Source organism: Streptomyces sp. NPDC030183 (assembly GCF_055573455.1).
This window is the reverse complement of record NZ_JBVIBK010000008.1, coordinates 136,299-152,410: the sequence shown is the minus strand read 5'-3', so window position 1 is coordinate 152,410 and position 16,112 is coordinate 136,299. Positions and strand designations below refer to the sequence as shown.

Below are 16,112 nucleotides of genomic sequence, written 5' to 3'. Positions count from 1 at the left end.
GACCATGGTGGTCCGGGCGCCCGACTCCCCCGCGTGGCAGGGTCAGCCGGACACCCGGTAGGTGTCCGCGGCCTGCTCGTACAGCCGTGTCACCTCGTCGCGCTCGGCCTCCGGGCCGCGCACCTGCACCACGTGGTACTTGCCGTCGAGGAGTATCGCGAGATTCCGTACGAAGACGCCGCGCCCCTGGGCGTCCTGCCAGGTGAACTGCCCCTCGGCCATGGTGACCCCGCCGACCTCGACCAGCCGCATGCCCGCGGAGGTGGCCCAGGTGGAGTCGCGGAACGGCTGGAGTTCCCGCTCGCCCTCCCGCTGGTACTTCAGCGGATCGCTGCCGTACGTCGCGGTGCTGTCCCGGCCGGGTACGACGATCAGCTCGAAGCTGCCCCGGGAGTAGACGACCTGGCCGCGGCCGTTCCTGGGGCTGCGGTCCCAGCCCTTGGCGACGGCGACCTGGAAGCCCTCGGCGTCCTTGCGCAGGGTGAAGCCCTGGGCGACCTCGGGGCCGCCGGTCTGGGTCTCCTCCGAGCCGGACGACTCCGACGGGCTCGCCTGCCCCTCCCCCTCCTCGCCCCCGTCGGGCGAACTGGAGTTCTGGTCGGGTCGGGACTGGCTGCTGGCCTCCGGCGCGGCACTCGGCTGCCCGGCGGCGTCGGTCCGCCCGCCGTTGCCGACGCCGTCGCTGCTCGGCTCGGCCTTCGGCATGAACACCATGGCGTACGCGACCGCCGCGGCCAGCGCGAGCAGGATCAGCAGGAGCAGGTTCCGCCCGAGCTTGCGGGGCTGCGGGGCCTTCTCCTGCCGGGCGCGCCGGTGGCGGGCGTGGGCGCTGGTCGCGGGCAGTCCGGCGCGGCGCCTGCGGACGAGCTCGCCGCGCCGCCGGACGATCGGCAGGCGGCTCGCGTTCACGGGCGGCGCGGACACGACGTGCGTCCCGGCCTCGGGCTCCGGCGCCGACCGCACGAGGGAGCGCAGCCAGCCGCGCAGTTCCTCGAAGTCCAGTCGCTCGGTGGGGTCCTGACGCAGCAGCGACTCCACGACCGGCCGCAGCGGTCCGCACTCCTCGGCGAAGGCGGGCGGCTCCGAGCACACCATCTCGACCAGCTCGGCGGTGTTCTCCTCCGGGTAGGGGGCGTGCCCCTGCACCGCGCGGAACAGCAGCGCCCCCAACGCCCACAGGTCCGTCGCGGGTCCGATCGGCGCCGCCAGCTGCCAGTTCTCGTGCACGGGCCCGGCCTGTTCCGGTGCCCACCGCTCGGTGACCGGTCCCACGACGGCCATCCGCGCCTGCCGCGCCCGCTCGGCGGCGAGGGCCGTGGCGGGTCCCCGTCCCTGTGCCGTCCGGGCGGCCCGGTCCCACGGCGTGGCGTCCACCGCCGGAGCGGGCAGCGGCGTGTCGCTCACGAGGGCGCCGTCGCCGGGCGCACCGCCGGGGCGCGCGTCGCGCGGAGCCGGGTCGTTCCGTCCGTTTGTGCCGGGGGCGGGCAGGGGGCCGCGGGGCTGCGCGCCGTGCCAGGCGGTCGTCGCGCCGCCGCCCGCGCGGACGCCGTACGGGTCGGCGATCTGCCCCGGGGGCACGGGAGTCGTCTCCAGGCCCGGTGGGAGGCCGTCGTCGCGGCCGGTGGCCGACGGTGCCGGGCCGTCCTGGGCCGCGCCGGGCGCCGGCCGCTGTGCGGGGAGCCCGGTGCCGGGGCCGCCAGGCCGGTCGTCCTGGACGCGGGCCGCCGCGCGGGCCCCCGCCCGGTACGCCGCGATCGCGCCCGCCCGCGCCGCCCGGACGTCTCCGCCGGCGTCCAGGGCCCGCTGTGCCTCCGAGGGGTCGGTGACCGCTCTCGCCTCTATCGCGGCCCGGCGTGCCGCCTCGGGGTCCCCGGCCGCCGCACCGGCCCCGGCGCCGAGGGCCTGGCCACCGTAGGAACCGCCCGGCAGAGCGCCGCCGGGCGCGGACGCCCCACGCGCCCCGGCACCCCCGGCCCCGAGCGCCCCCGGAACCTGACGTCCACCGCCGACACCGGGCCCCGCGGCTCCCGTGACGCCTCCGTAACCGGCCCCGGATCCGCCCGGACCACGGCCACCCGGCACGACCGGACCCCCGCCCGGCACCCCCGGAACACCGCCCGCGCCGCCCGGGCCACCGCCCGGTGTGCCGGTGCCGTCCTCGAAGTCCCGCGCGGGCACCGGGTCGTACCCGCACAGGGCCTCTTCCGCGGCCCCGACCGCCAGCCCCGTGAGCATGACCCGGCCGTCGTCGCAGACCAGCACGGTCCGTTCGGTGATGTTGCTGTGCACCCAGCCGTGCGCGTGCAGCGCCCGCAGCGCGGTGAGCACGTCGGAGGCGACCTCGGCGGCCCGGTACGGGGTGAGCGGCTGGTCCGCCAGCAGGGCCGAGAGGGGCCGCGCGGGCACCAGTTCGCTCACTATCCACAGCGAACCGCCCTCGGCGAACACGTCGAAGACCTGGTCGAGCCGTGGGTGGTCGGGGATCTGCGCGGCGGCCTGCGCGGCCTCGATCGCCCGCCGTACGGCCGGGTCGGTGGCCCCGCGCGCGGGCCGCCCTCCGCCTCGGCGTGCCCCGCGGTCCCGGGCCACGTACCCCTCGGGCAGTCCGTCCGCGTCGAGCACCTCGGCCTCGACGACCTCGGGCAACGGCACCTGCCGTACGAGGACTTCCTGGCCGCTGTAGGTGTCGAAGGCCCGGCTCTCGGCGAACTCGTAGTCGTCGGAGGGCGGGAGTGGCAGACGGTAACGGTCCGCGAGTACTCGTCCCGCGTATTCGTCCACGATGCCCTCCCCCGACCGCCTGGTTGGTCAATTCCGTTCGCCCGGCGACCCGTTCCGTTCTGGATGCGTACGGTCCGCAGCCATTCACGATACGTGCCTGAGGCAACCCGCATTGAGGGGATGCGATATCTCACCCGTCTCGAATGCGCTCGAACGCCATCGATCTTCCCCGGAACACCCGTCCCCGAACTCACCGGGCGGGCACAACTCCCCCAGCCGAACTCGCATCGGGCGAGCTCACACCATCCCGTGCCCCCGCACGCCCCCGTACGGCGCATCGGGTCGGAGCGGCATCCTCACGGCTCCATAACGAGATGGGCACCGGCGCACAACAGCGGCCGCCGCACGCCCGAACCACCCGCCGACGCACCCGCTACCGCTCGTCGACCGGTGCCCGAACCGCCCCGGCGCGCCGCGGACTCACGTCATCACACCCGCCGCGCCGACCGCGTCCCGCATGCCTCGGAGCGCCTCCCGCGCGCCGACCGGGAGCGCCGGGACGGCCCGTGGCACTCAGCGGCGCAGCCGGCGCCTCACGACTTGGGGCGGAACGTTTTGGTGAACGTCTTCCAAGTGTTCTTGCGCAGCTCGCCGCTCCAGTCGGACGCCTTGGCCGTGTACATCAGCGCGTAGCCCTGCCGGTCGTCGACCACGAATCCGCGGTCGATCGTCCGGTACTTGGTCCCGCCCTCCGCGTAGGTGAACTCCCAGTCGGCCGTGTTCCAGCCCCGGTAAGCCACCGCCTCTATGCGGATCCGCCGGTACTGCGAGCGGGTCATGTACTGCTCTTGGTTCTTCCAGTCGGCGACCGGGTCGTCCTTCGGCGTGCTCGTCCACCCCACGAGCAGCTTCTGCCCGTCGGGCCCCGCGAACCGGGCGCCCGCCGCGCCCGTCGACTGGTACTTCCACCCCTCGGGCAGTCCGATGGAGAAGCCCTGGCCGCTCTTGTACGTCTCGGCGGAGATGTCCTTCGACGACCCGGAGCCGCCGCCCGAACCGCTCGACGCGCCGGAGTCCGTGTCGGGCGAGTTGCTCGCGGAGTCGCCCGACCCCGTGGCCTCCTCGGAGGTCTCGCCGTCGGGGCTGGGTACCGAGCCCTTGTCCGCGTCCTTGCCCGTGCCCTTGTCCGCGTCCTCCCCCTTGGCTCCGCTGTCCGAGGAGGCTCCGGCGGACACGGCGGCCTTGGTGCCGGCGCCCTTGCTGTTGTCGGCGCTGCCGTCGTCGCCGCTGAACGCGAACGCCAGTACGGTCCCGAGGACGGCCAGCGCCACGGCCACGGCGATGACCGCCAGCGTCCGCCGCGACACCACGTCGGTGATCGGCGCCCTGGGCACGGGCCGCGGCGGCAGGTCCGGCGGCGGCACCCGCGGCCACCCCGAGGGGGTCGAGCCGCCCGTACCGGTGTCGGCACCCCGCGCCCCGAGCGCCCCGGAGGCCGGCTTGCCGGCGCTCGGGCCCGAGGCGGTCCCGGCCTTCGCCGCACCGGCCGCGCCGCCGGTGGCCGCCCCGGACGACAGCCCGACCGACGCGGACCGCGTGGTGACAGCGGCCGGCTTCGCGGGCTCGGCGGCAGTGGCCGGCTCGGCGGGCACGGCCGGCCTCGCGGGCTTGAGGGGCGCCGTCGAAGCGGCCGCGGCCGCGCCGGACGCGCTGCCGGTCGTGCTCGGCCCGGCGGTGGCGGCGGCGGCCGCCCCCGCCTCGGGCGCGCCCTTGCGCATGGACCAGCGAGGCGCGCGAGGCCGCTCCCCGGCCTCGTCGCCCCGCTTGGCGCCGAGCCCGCCGAAGCCGCCCTTTCGGGGCCGCTCCTCGGGCACCAAGGGCAGCGGCACGAGCTGCGTCGCGTCCAGCGGCGCCGCGTCCTTCGGGTCGGGCGCGTGGATCACGGTGTTGAGCATCGCCCGCGCGCCCGCGTCGTCCAGCCGCCGCTCGGGGTCCTTGGTGAGCAGCCCGAAGATGACGTCCTTCAGCGGCCCGGCGCGCTTGGGCTCCGGGACCGGCTCGGTCATCACCGCGGTCAGCGTCGCTATGGCCGACCCCTTGTCGTACGGCGGCACACCTTCGACCGCCGCGTACAGCAGACCGCCGAGCGACCACAGGTCCGCGGCGGGGCCGGGCTTGTGCCCGCGCGCCCGCTCCGGCGAGATGTACGAGGGGGCGCCCACGAGCATGCCGGTCGAGGTGATGGACGGGTCGCCCTCGACCTGCGCGATACCGAAGTCGGTGAGGACGACGCGACCGTCATGCTTGTCGATCAGTACGTTCGACGGCTTCACGTCCCGGTGCAGGATGCCCTCGCGGTGCGCTGCGCGCAGCACGTCGAGGATCGCGAGCCCCACCTCGGCGGCGCGCCTCGGTTCGAGCACGCCGTCCTCACGGATGGCCTCGGCGAGCGACTTGCCCTCGACGAGTTCCATCACGATCCAGGGCCGGTCGTCCTCGTGGACGACGTCGAACACCGTCACCGCGCCGTTGTTGCGGATCCGTGCGATCGCCTTGGCCTCACGCAGTGTGCGCGTGATCAGCCGCCGCTTCTCGTCCTCGTCGATGCTCGACGGGAACCGCAGCTCCTTGATGGCGACCGTACGGCCCAGCGTCTCGTCCTCGGCACGCCACACCGTGCCCATGCCGCCTCGACCGAGCACCCCTCCCAGCCGGTACCGCCCGGCGAGGAGACGTGCGTCCTTGTCCTGACGGGATTCCCCAGCCCGCTCCGCCTCCGACATGCGTCCCCTCATGCAACCCGCCCTGACAGAGCCTCCATTGTCACCCACCCGCCAAGCGCCCCTCGCCCAGGGTGCCCTCAACCAGCCACCGCTTCTCCCCGGACCCTCACTGCGCCCACCCACACTTCACAGCCGGGTCGGGCATAGTCGCCCCGTCGGCCCGGTTCCCACACCCCGTGCGGCGTGCGAGAAAGGGCTTCTGAGGCGGCGGGCGCCGGTGCGGCGGACGTCTTCTGAGAGCGGGTCGGAACGACGGGGCAGGACGACGAGAACCAGCCAGCGGAGACGGAGCACGTCGGGTCACCCACCGGAGCCCCCGGAGCCGGGGCCCCGCTCGGGCGGCGTCCGAGTCCGTCCCGCATGATGGGCCGCGACAGGGAGAGCCGATGCCACCGACCAGGACGCCCATGCCCGTGACACCCAGGAAGCCCCTGGCCCACCTGGCCGTCCCCGTGGCCCTGTTCCTGCTGGCCGTGGCCCCGACGGCTTCCCGGGCCCATGTCGCGGCGACCACGGACGCGGTCCTCCCCCTCCTGGTCACCCGGGGCCACGCGCCCGCCGCCGCCCTGCTCGCCGACGACCCGTCCGGCTCCCGCTACGCCCACGCCGAGGCGGACGGCCGGTGGGCGGCCGTGGCGGAGGACCGGGACGAGGGGGTGCCCGAGCCCTTGCGCCGTGACGACCACTTCCGTGCCGGCAGCATCACGAAGACGTTCCTCGCCACGGTCGTGCTCCAGTTGGCCGCCGAACGGCGGCTGTCGCTGTCGGACTCGGTGGAGGACCATCTGCCGGACCTGGTCCGGGGCGAGGGCGGCGACGGCCGCCGCATCACGCTGCGCGCGCTGCTCACGCACACCAGCGGCCTCGCGGACTTCACCGCGGCCACCGACGGAACCGTCCCCGTGACACCGCGTCAGGCGGTGCGCATCGCGCTCTCCCTCCCCCCGGCCGCCCCCGGCCGCTTCTTCTACTCGAACACCAACTACGTGCTGCTGGGCCTGGTCATCGAGCAGGTCACCGGCAACTCGTACGCCACCGAGGCCGAGCGCCGCGTCATCGCTCCCCTCCGCCTGACGGGCACGTCCTTCCCGGGCGCCCGCTCCTCACTGCCCGACCCGCACGGCCCCGCCTACTCCGCCGACGGCTCCGACGTCACCGCCCTGGACCCGCGCGTCGCCGGCGCCGCGGGCGAACTCGTCACCACCCTCGCCGACGTGAACCGCTTCTACGGTGCCCTGCTCGGCGGCGACCTCCTGCCGCCCCGTCAGCTGCGCGAGATGCTCGACACCCGTGCCGCACACGGCGCGTACGGCATGGGCCTCTATCCCGTGAGGCTCCCGTGCGGCACCACCGTGTGGGGGCACAACGGCCGGATCGCGGGCAGCTACGTCCGCACCGCGGCCACCGTCGACGGCCGTCACGTCCTCACCTACCGCGTGAACACGGACGCGCCCGCGGACCCCGACCTGGAACCGGCGCTGCTGGCGGCGGAGTTCTGCCCCGCAGCCGGTAGCCGGTAGGGGCCACGGGCACGGCGATGCCACTCGCCCCCTACAACGGCACGATGTCCGGCGCCCCCAGCCGCGCCGCGTCGGCCGTCAGGTCGTCCGGCTGACGCTGCGACTCCCGCTCGGCCTCGACCCTCTTCTCGTAGTGCTGGACCTCCCGCTCGATCTGGTCCTTGTCCCAGCCGAGCACCGGCGCCATCAGCTCCGCCGTCTCCCGGGCGCAGCGCGTCCCCCGGTCGAAGGTCTCGATGGAGATGCGGGTACGGCGGGTGAGCACGTCGTCGAGGTGGCGCGCGCCCTCGTGCGAGGCGGCGTACACGACCTCGGCGCGCAGATAGTCGTCGGCGCCCTGGAGCGGCTCGGCCAGGGAGGGGTCGCCGGCGATGAGGTCGAGCACCTCCTCGGTCGCGGAGCCGTACCGGTTCAACAGGTGCTCCACGCGCACCACATGGAGCCCGGTGCTCGCCGCGATCCGCGCTCGCGCGTTCCACAGCGCCCGGTATCCCTCGGCGCCGAGCAGCGGCACGTCCTCGGTGACGCACTCGGCGACCCGCTGGTCGAGCCCGTGCACGGCGGCGTCCACCGCGTCCTTGGCCATGACCCGGTAGGTCGTGTACTTGCCGCCGGCCACGACCACCAGGCCCGGTACGGGGTGGGCGACGATGTGTTCGCGGGAGAGCTTGCTGGTGGCCTCCGACTCCCCGGCGAGCAGCGGCCGGAGCCCGGCGTACACGCCCTGTACGTCGTCTCGGGTGAGCGGCACCGCGAGGACGGAGTTCACATGCTCCAGCAGGTAGTCGATGTCCGCGCTGGACGCCGCGGGGTGGGCCTTGTCCAGGTCCCAGTCGGTGTCGGTGGTGCCCACGATCCAGTGCCGTCCCCAGGGGATGACGAAGAGAACGGACTTCTCGGTCCGCAGGATCAGCCCGGTCGTGGAGTGGATGCGGTCCTTGGGTACGACCAGATGGATGCCCTTGGACGCCCGTACGTGGAACTGTCCGCGCTCGCCGACCATCGCCTGGGTGTCGTCGGTCCACACCCCGGTGGCGTTCACGATCTGCCTGGCGCGGATCTCGTACTCCCCGCCCCCTTCGACGTCCTGCACCTTGGCGCCGACGACCCGCTCGCCCTCGCGCAGGAAACCCGTGACGCGGGCGCGGTTGGCGACCTTCGCGCCGTACGAGGCGGCCGTGCGCACCAGGGTGGCGACATAGCGGGCGTCGTCCATCTGGGCGTCGTAGTACTGGAGGGCTCCGACCAGCGCGTCCTTCTTGAGGCAGGGCGCGACGCGCAGGGCGCGGTGGCGGCTCAGATGGCGGTGCAGGGGCAGGCCCCGGCCGTGGCTGCGGGCCATCGACATCCCGTCGTACAGGGCGACGCCGGAGCCCGCGTAGAACCGCTCCCAGCCCTTGTGCTGCAAGGGGTAGAGGAACGGCACGGGCTTCACCAGATGGGGTGCGAGGCGCTCCAGGAGCAGCCCGCGCTCCTTCAGGGCCTCCCTGACGAGGGCGAAGTCGAGCATCTCCAGATAGCGCAGGCCGCCGTGGATGAGCTTGCTCGACCTGCTCGACGTGCCCGACGCCCAGTCACGGGCCTCGACGAGGCCCGTGGACAGGCCGCGTGTCACGGCGTCCAGGGCCGTGCCCGCACCGACCACGCCACCACCCACGACCAGCACGTCCAGCTCGCGCTCGGCCATACCCGCCAGTGACTCGGCGCGCTGTGCCGGTCCCAGTGCCGCTGTCCTCACCGCTGCCTCCCGCTGTTTGTCGCGCCGGTCCCACCTGTCGATGCCCGTCAAGCAAGACCCTGCTCACATCCCCCTGCCCAGAATTCTGACCGTGTTGCCCGACATCGGCCACCACCCGCCCCCAGCCTGTGGACAACTCTCCGGGACGCGCGACGACATACCCTGCCCAATCCAGCAGATCGGTCATATTTACTCCTAGTCTGACATTGCGCTCGCTCATCCAGTCCACAGGGCTTGCGCGTCTGTCCCGCTTCGGTTATTGGGAAGGACGGCTCACGCCATGCCCGCAGATCTCGCCGTCATCGGACTCGGCCAGCTCGGCCTGCCGCTGGCCCAGGCCGCCGTCGACGCCGGCATCCCCACGCTCGGTTACCGCACCGGCCCCGAACGCGGCTCCCTCACCCCCGCCGAACTGCGCCGCATGCTCGCCCGCGGCTTCAAGCCCGGCACCAGCCCCGCGGAACTCGGCCGGGTCCGTACGGCGGTCATCTGCGTCCCCGTGCCCATGGGCGCCGACGGAGCGCCGGACCTCACCCAGGTGGAGGAGGCCGCCCGGGTCCTGGCCGCCCGGCTGCGCCCGCACACCACGGTCATCCTGGAGTCACCGGTGCACCCGGGCACGACCGAGGAGTTCCTGCGCCCGCTCCTCGAAGAAGGGTCGAGGCTGCGCGCGGGCCGCGACTTCCACCTCGCCTACTCGCCCGCCCGCGTCGACCCGGGCAACCGCGACTTCGGTCCCGCGAACATCCCCAAGGTGATCGGCGGCGTCACCCCTGCCTGCACCGAGTCGGCGGCCGCCTTCTACGGCCGGCTCACCGACAAGGTGGTACGCGCGCGTGGACCGCGCGAGGCCGAGACGGTGCAGTTGCTGGAGACCAACTACCGGCACGTCAACATCGCCCTCGTCAACGAGATGGCCGTCCTCTGCCACGACCTCGGCGTCGACCTGTGGGACGTCATCCGCTGCGCCGAGACCAAGCCGTTCGGCTTCCAGGCGTTCCGCCCGGGCCCCGGCGTGGGCGGCCACGCCCTCGCGCAGGACCTGTCGGGCCAGGCCCCGCACTCGCTGCGCATGGTCGAACTGGCCCAGCGGGTCAACCACCGCATGCCCCAGTACGTCGTCCAGCGCGCCGCCACCCTCCTCAACGAGCACGGCAAGTCGGCCCGCGGAGCCCGCGTCCTCCTCCTCGGCGTCACCTACAAGCCCGACGTCCCCGACCAACAGGGCACCCCCGCGGAGGAGATCGCCCGCCGGCTCCTCCAACTCGGCGCGCACGTCAGCTACCACGACCCGCACGTCCCCGCGTGGAGCGTCCTCGACCGCCCGGTCCCCCGCGTCGACTCCCTCTACGAGGCCACCGCCGACGCCGACCTGACGATCCTCCTCCAGCACCACCGCACCTACGACCTCCAGGGCCTGTCGGTCAAGGCCCAGCTCCTCCTGGACACCCGCGGAGCCACGCCCACCGGGGCGGCGCACAGGTTGTGAACGGGGCGCACGCCGCCGCCCGACACTCCGGCACCGGTGGCAGCCGCGGTCCGGCGCCCGGTACCGTACAAACAGATGGAGCCCACCGCAGAGGGCACTGCGGCAGGCTCCTGGATGGTTCACGGAGTGTCCGCCCCTAGTCTTCGTGGGGGCGGCCGCCCACCGCCTCACAAAAGAAGGTGGAGCCCACCGCAGCGGCTACTGCGGCAGGCTCCTGGATGGTTCACGGAGTGTCCGCCCCTAGTCTTCCTGGGGGCGGCCGCTCACCATCCGTAAAGCCGCAAGATCCACCTCCTCCGGCACTGCACCATCCGAAGACGGAGTCGGTCCCAGCGGGTGGGCTTGCGGTGACGTCCCATGGGCGCCCCCTTCCACGACACCGCCCAGTAGCCCGGTGGACGGTTCGTCGGAGATCGGGCCGGGCCCCGAGGGCGGGGTCCGGACCGTGTCCTTGGAAGGGGGCCCCAGAAGAACTGGGGCGCCGATCACGAACGCTATCGGCCCTCTTCGCCCATTTGGCCCACATTCACCCCGAACGCAACTGCGCGCCCCCACCGCAACCCACGCCCCCACCAGCCCCTTTGGGCACACGAAGAGGGGCCCGGTCGCCCCCGTGGGTGACCGGGCCCCTCCCTCCGCTCAAGTCGAGCGCGGTGTCAGTTCACCGCTTGTGCTGCGAGTCCGCGATCGTCACCTCGACGCGCTGGAACTCCTTCAGCTCGCTGTACCCGGTGGTGGCCATGGCCCTGCGCAGCGCGCCGAAGAGGTTCATCGAGCCGTCGGGCGTGTGCGAGGGCCCGGTCAGGACCTCCTCGATCGTGCCGACGGTGCCGAGGTCGACCTTCTTGCCGCGCGGCAGCTCCTCGTTCACCGCCTCCATGCCCCAGTGGTGCCCCTTGCCGGGCGCGTCCGTGGCGCGGGCCAGCGGGGAGCCCATCATCACCGCGTCGGCGCCGCAGGCGATCGCCTTGGGGAGGTCACCGGACCAGCCGACACCGCCGTCGGCGATGACGTGCACGTACCGGCCGCCGGACTCGTCCATGTAGTCCCGGCGAGCCGCGGCCACGTCGGCCACCGCCGTCGCCATCGGGACCTGGATGCCCAGCACGTTCCGCGTGGTGTGGGCGGCGCCGCCGCCGAAGCCGACGAGGACGCCGGCCGCGCCGGTCCGCATCAGGTGCAGGGCCGCCGTGTACGTGGCGCAGCCGCCGACGATCACCGGGACGTCCAGCTCGTAGATGAACTGCTTCAGGTTCAGCGGCTCGTGCGAGCCGGAGACGTGCTCCGCCGACACGGTCGTACCGCGAATGACGAAGATGTCGACGCCCGCGTCCACGACGGCCTTGGAGAACTGGGCCGTGCGCTGCGGGGAGAGCGCCGCCGCGGTGACCACTCCGGAGTCGCGCACCTCCTTGATGCGCTGCCCGATCAGCTCCTCCTTGATGGGAGCCGCGTAGATCTCCTGGAGGCGGCGGGTCGCGGCCTCGTCGGGCATGCCGGTGATCTCGTCGAGCAGCGGCTGCGGGTCCTCGTACCGCGTCCACAGACCTTCGAGGTTCAGTACGCCGAGGCCGCCCATCTCGCCGATGCGGATCGCGGTGGCCGGGGAGACGACCGAGTCCATGGGGGCGGCCAGGAAGGGCAGCTCGAAGCGGTAGGCGTCGATCTGCCAGGCGATCGAGACCTCCTTCGGGTCGCGCGTACGACGGCTGGGGACGACGGCGATGTCGTCGAAGGCGTACGCCCGGCGGCCGCGCTTGCCGCGCCCGATCTCGATCTCAGTCACGTGTGTGGCCTTTCCCTGAAGCGTTCAGCGTCTTCCAGTATCGCCGACGGGCACGACGAAGGCGGCCCCGGATGCACCGGGACCGCCCCCACCAGGTCCATTGCCTGACTACGGCTGGCTACTTACGGCTGTAGTTCGGCGCCTCGACGGTCATCTGGATGTCGTGCGGGTGGCTCTCCTTCAGACCCGCGGAGGTGATCCGCACGAAGCGGCCGTTGGCCTGGAGCTCCGGGACCGTCCGGCCGCCGACGTAGAACATCGACTGGCGCAGACCGCCGACCAGCTGGTGGACGACCGAGGAGAGCGGGCCGCGGTAGGGCACCTGGCCCTCGATGCCCTCGGGGACGAGCTGCTCGTCGGAGGCGACACCCTCCTGGAAGTAGCGGTCCTTGGAGAACGACTTGCGGTCGCCGCGGGACTGCATGGCGCCGAGCGACCCCATGCCGCGGTACGACTTGAACTGCTTGCCGTTGATGAACATCAGCTCGCCCGGCGACTCCTCGCAGCCCGCGAGCAGCGAGCCGAGCATCACCGTGTCGGCGCCCGCGACCAGGGCCTTGGCGATGTCGCCCGAGTACTGAAGGCCACCGTCGCCGATGACCGGGATGCCGGCCTCCTTGGCGGCGAGGGACGCCTCGTAGATGGCGGTGACCTGCGGGACGCCGATGCCGGCGACGACACGGGTCGTGCAGATGGAGCCGGGGCCGACACCGACCTTGATGCCGTCCGCGCCGGAGTCGATGAGGGCCTGGGCGCCGTCCTTGGTGGCGATGTTGCCGCCGATGACGTCGACGCCGGTCGAGTTCGACTTGATCTTGGCGACCATGTCGCCGACCAGGCGGGAGTGGCCGTGCGCGGTGTCGACGACGATGAAGTCGACGCCCGCCTCGATGAGGGCCTGGGCGCGCTCGAAGGCGTCACCGGCGACACCGACGGCGGCGCCGACGAGGAGACGGCCCTCGCCGTCCTTCGCGGCGTTCGGGTACTTCTCGGCCTTCACGAAGTCCTTGACCGTGATGAGGCCCTTGAGGATGCCCGAGTCGTCGACCAGCGGCAGCTTCTCGATCTTGTGCTTGCGCAGCAGCTCCATGGCCTCGACGCCGGAGATGCCGACCTTGCCGGTGACCAGCGGCATCGGCGTCATGACCTCGCGGACCTGGCGCGAGCGGTCCGTCTCGAAGGCCATGTCACGGTTGGTGACGATGCCCAGCAGCTTCTTGTTGCCGTCGGTCACCGGAACGCCGCTGATGCGGAACTTGGCGCACAGCGCGTCGGCCTCGGCGAGCGTGGCGTCCGGGTGCACGGTGATCGGGTCGGCCACCATGCCGGACTCGGAGCGCTTCACCAGGTCGACCTGGTTGGCCTGGTCCTCGATGGACAGGTTGCGGTGCAGGACACCCACGCCGCCCTGGCGGGCCATGGCGATGGCCATGCGGGACTCGGTGACCTTGTCCATCGCGGCCGAGAGCAGCGGGATGTTCACCCGCACGTTCTTGGAGACGTACGAGGCGGTGTCGATCTCGTCGGGAGCCATGTCCGACGGGCCCGGCAGCAGCAGCACGTCGTCGTAGGTCAGCCCGAGCGTCGCGAATTTTTCGGGCACTCCGTCGACGTTGGCAGTCATGACACCTTCCCCAAATGGCCTTGATCGGTGCGGATGTCCATGCTAACGGGAAGCGCGGAGCACACATTCCACGGTACGAAGTCATCCCGGGCTTCGTATGTTCGTACGTACGTCATACGGAAAAGGCGCCCCGCCTGTTCATGCGGGGCGCCTTCCCAGCCGCCGGCAAGAACGCCGGCCCGCGCGCTCGACCAGCGTGGTTCCTACTGCTCGGCCAGCGTGGTTCCTACTGTTCGGCCAGTGCCCTGAGCCTGCTCAGCGCCCGGTGCTGCGCCACGCGGACCGCGCCGGGCGACATGCCGAGCATCTGTCCCGTCTCCTCGGCCGTGAGCCCGACGGCGATTCTCAGCAGCAGCAGCTCCCGCTGGTTCTCGGGCAGGTTGGCCAGGAGTTTCTTGGCCCACTCGGCGTCACTGCTGAGCAGGGCGCGCTCCTCGGGGCCGAGGGAGTCGTCGGGGCGCTCGGGCATCTCGTCCGAGGGGACCGCCGTCGAGCCGGGGTGGCGCATCGCGGCGCGCTGGAGGTCGGCCACCTTGTGGCCGGCGATGGCGAAGACGAAGGCTTCGAACGGCCGTCCGGTGTCCTTGTAGCGGGGCAGCGCGAGGAGGACGGCGACGCAGACCTCCTGCGCCAGGTCCTCCACGAAGTGCCGCGCGTCACCGGGCAGCCGGGACAGACGGGTGCGGCAATAGCGCAGGGCCAAGGGGTGGACATGGGCGAGCAGATCGTGGGTGGCCTGCTCGTCCCCGTCGACGGCGCGATGCACGAGCGCACCGATCACCGTCGTCTCGTCGTCGCGCATCGGTCCATGGTGCCTTGCGGCCGTCCGGTCCGTGGCGCCACGTCCATGGTTGTGCACCGAAGCGTTATGAGTAGGCGCGCCGGAACTCATCTCCTGCGCCCTCCCCTCCCGCTCGTTCGACTGCTCCCCGAGGAACTCCACACCTCAAGGATGCGGCATCCGCGGCGAAACGAGCAGCGGGCATCCGGTGGACCGCTCGGCCACCCCCGCCCACCTGGTGGTGAGCGGGGATTCTCCTACCCCCGTCACGGCTCAACTCAGCGGACCAGACCCCAGCGGAAGCCGAGCGCCACGGCGTGCGCCCGGTCCGAGGCACCGAGCTTCTTGAACAGCCGCCGCGCGTGGGTCTTCACGGTGTCCTCGGAGAGGAACAGCTCACGCCCGATCTCCGCGTTCGAACGGCCGTGGCTCATGCCCTCCAGCACCTGGATCTCCCGCGCGGTGAGCGTGGGCGCGGCGCCCATCTCGGCGGAGCGCAGCCGGCGCGGGGCGAGCCGCCAGGTGGGGTCGGCGAGGGCCTGCGTCACCGTGGCGCGCAGCTCCGCGCGGGAGGCGTCCTTGTGCAGATACCCGCGGGCGCCGGCGGCGACGGCGAGCGCCACGCCGTCCAGGTCCTCGGCGACGGTGAGCATGATGATGCGCGCACCGGGGTCGGCGGACAGCAGCCGCCGAACGGTCTCGACGCCGCCCAGGCCGGGCATGCGTACGTCCATCAGAATCAGGTCCGAGCGGTCGGCCCCCCAGCGGCGGAGGACCTCCTCGCCGTTGGCCGCCGTGGTCACGCGCTCGACGCCGGGCACGGTCGCCACCGCGCGGCGCAGCGCCTCTCGGGCAAGCGGGGAGTCGTCGCAGACGAGGACGGATGTCATGGCCGTCCTCCGCAGCTGATGCGCGTCACCTTGAGCCTCCAGGCTGGTACGAAATCGTCACCTGTGCGGTCGACACTCACGAGCGGACACGAACGCCTGCCCGAGCACTTATTCCTTCAACCGCCTCCGACCTCTCAACGACGGTCACTCGAAAGAGTTACGGGATGGCTGGTCACCTTCGGCACTCTACGTGAGGGCACGGACACGGTGCAGACATGCACAACAGACCCTCAACGTTTCATCACAACCTATGCCCCATTCAGCCGCTTTTGTTCCTATTTGCTGGTGTCTGGAGCTAGATTCGCAATGAGTCATATTTTCATCTCCTTAGATAGTCCATGTACGGTCATGGGCACCGATCCCTCTCAGAACGGCTACAAGGGGACACGTAATGGCAGATTTCTCCCGCCTTCCCGGACCGAACGCTGATCTGTGGGACTGGCAGCTCCTCGCGGCCTGCCGCGGGGTGGACAGCTCACTGTTCTTCCACCCCGAGGGAGAGCGCGGTGCGGCGCGGAGCGCTCGTGAGAACTCGGCCAAGGAGGTCTGCATGCGCTGCCCGGTACGCGCCCAGTGCGCGGCCCACGCCCTGGCGGTCCGTGAGCCGTACGGCGTGTGGGGCGGGCTGACCGAGGACGAGCGCGAGGAGCTCATGGGGCGCGCCCGGCACCGCCTGGTGTCGGCGTCCGCGCCTGCGGGCGACGCCGGTTCGAACAACTGAAGGAACGTTTCAGCAGGTGTCCCGCGCGGACGCCACGACAGCGCGTACGACCGCTCCAC

General features: G+C 72.2%; 10 protein-coding genes. 3 read left to right on the top strand and 7 right to left on the bottom strand.

Annotated features, from left to right (window positions below):
* Nucleotides 1-42: 42 nt before the first annotated feature.
* Nucleotides 43-2,781, bottom strand: coding sequence for a protein kinase (locus ACZ4Z2_RS12115; RefSeq protein WP_468074912.1), 2,739 nt, complete (start codon nt 2,779-2,781; stop codon nt 43-45).
* A gap of 533 nt (nt 2,782-3,314) precedes the next feature.
* Nucleotides 3,315-5,504 carry a serine/threonine-protein kinase gene (locus ACZ4Z2_RS12110; RefSeq protein ID WP_468075103.1) on the bottom strand — a complete coding sequence of 730 codons (2,190 nt, stop codon included), beginning with the start codon at nt 5,502-5,504 and terminating at the stop codon, nt 3,315-3,317.
* A 386-nt stretch (nt 5,505-5,890) separates the two neighbouring features.
* Here ACZ4Z2_RS12110 and ACZ4Z2_RS12105 point away from each other — a divergent pair, with 386 nt between their 5' ends.
* The gene (locus ACZ4Z2_RS12105) at nt 5,891-7,024 is read left to right on the top strand and encodes a serine hydrolase domain-containing protein (RefSeq protein ID WP_468074910.1); all 1,134 of its coding nucleotides are present in this window, start codon (nt 5,891-5,893) and stop codon (nt 7,022-7,024) included.
* A gap of 31 nt (nt 7,025-7,055) precedes the next feature.
* Here the strand turns inward: ACZ4Z2_RS12105 and ACZ4Z2_RS12100 are convergent, their stop codons facing one another.
* A complete protein-coding gene (locus tag ACZ4Z2_RS12100; protein ID WP_468074908.1) occupies nt 7,056-8,762 on the bottom strand; it encodes a glycerol-3-phosphate dehydrogenase/oxidase in 1,707 nt (568 codons plus the stop codon).
* 280 nt (nt 8,763-9,042) lie between these two features.
* On the opposite strand from ACZ4Z2_RS12100, the gene ACZ4Z2_RS12095 reads away from it, so the two are divergent.
* Nucleotides 9,043-10,251, top strand: coding sequence for a nucleotide sugar dehydrogenase (locus ACZ4Z2_RS12095; RefSeq protein WP_468074907.1), 1,209 nt, complete (start codon nt 9,043-9,045; stop codon nt 10,249-10,251).
* A 661-nt stretch (nt 10,252-10,912) separates the two neighbouring features.
* Here ACZ4Z2_RS12095 and ACZ4Z2_RS12090 read toward each other — a convergent pair.
* From ACZ4Z2_RS12090 to ACZ4Z2_RS12075, 4 genes are all read right to left on the bottom strand, one after another.
* Complete coding sequence (locus ACZ4Z2_RS12090) at nt 10,913-12,037, bottom strand: GuaB3 family IMP dehydrogenase-related protein (RefSeq protein ID WP_055522669.1); 1,125 nt, start codon at nt 12,035-12,037, stop codon at nt 10,913-10,915.
* A 118-nt stretch (nt 12,038-12,155) separates the two neighbouring features.
* On the bottom strand, nt 12,156-13,661 hold the full coding sequence (gene guaB / locus ACZ4Z2_RS12085) for an IMP dehydrogenase (protein WP_468074904.1): 1,506 nt from the start codon (nt 13,659-13,661) through the stop codon (nt 12,156-12,158).
* 226 nt (nt 13,662-13,887) lie between these two features.
* The gene (locus ACZ4Z2_RS12080) at nt 13,888-14,463 is read right to left on the bottom strand and encodes a sigma-70 family RNA polymerase sigma factor (RefSeq protein ID WP_005481141.1); all 576 of its coding nucleotides are present in this window, start codon (nt 14,461-14,463) and stop codon (nt 13,888-13,890) included.
* A 257-nt stretch (nt 14,464-14,720) separates the two neighbouring features.
* Complete coding sequence (locus ACZ4Z2_RS12075) at nt 14,721-15,332, bottom strand: response regulator transcription factor (RefSeq protein ID WP_003948568.1); 612 nt, start codon at nt 15,330-15,332, stop codon at nt 14,721-14,723.
* 391 nt (nt 15,333-15,723) lie between these two features.
* Here ACZ4Z2_RS12075 and ACZ4Z2_RS12070 point away from each other — a divergent pair, with 391 nt between their 5' ends.
* Complete coding sequence (locus tag ACZ4Z2_RS12070; protein ID WP_468074902.1) at nt 15,724-16,053, top strand: WhiB family transcriptional regulator; 330 nt, start codon at nt 15,724-15,726, stop codon at nt 16,051-16,053.
* Nucleotides 16,054-16,112 lie beyond the last annotated feature (59 nt).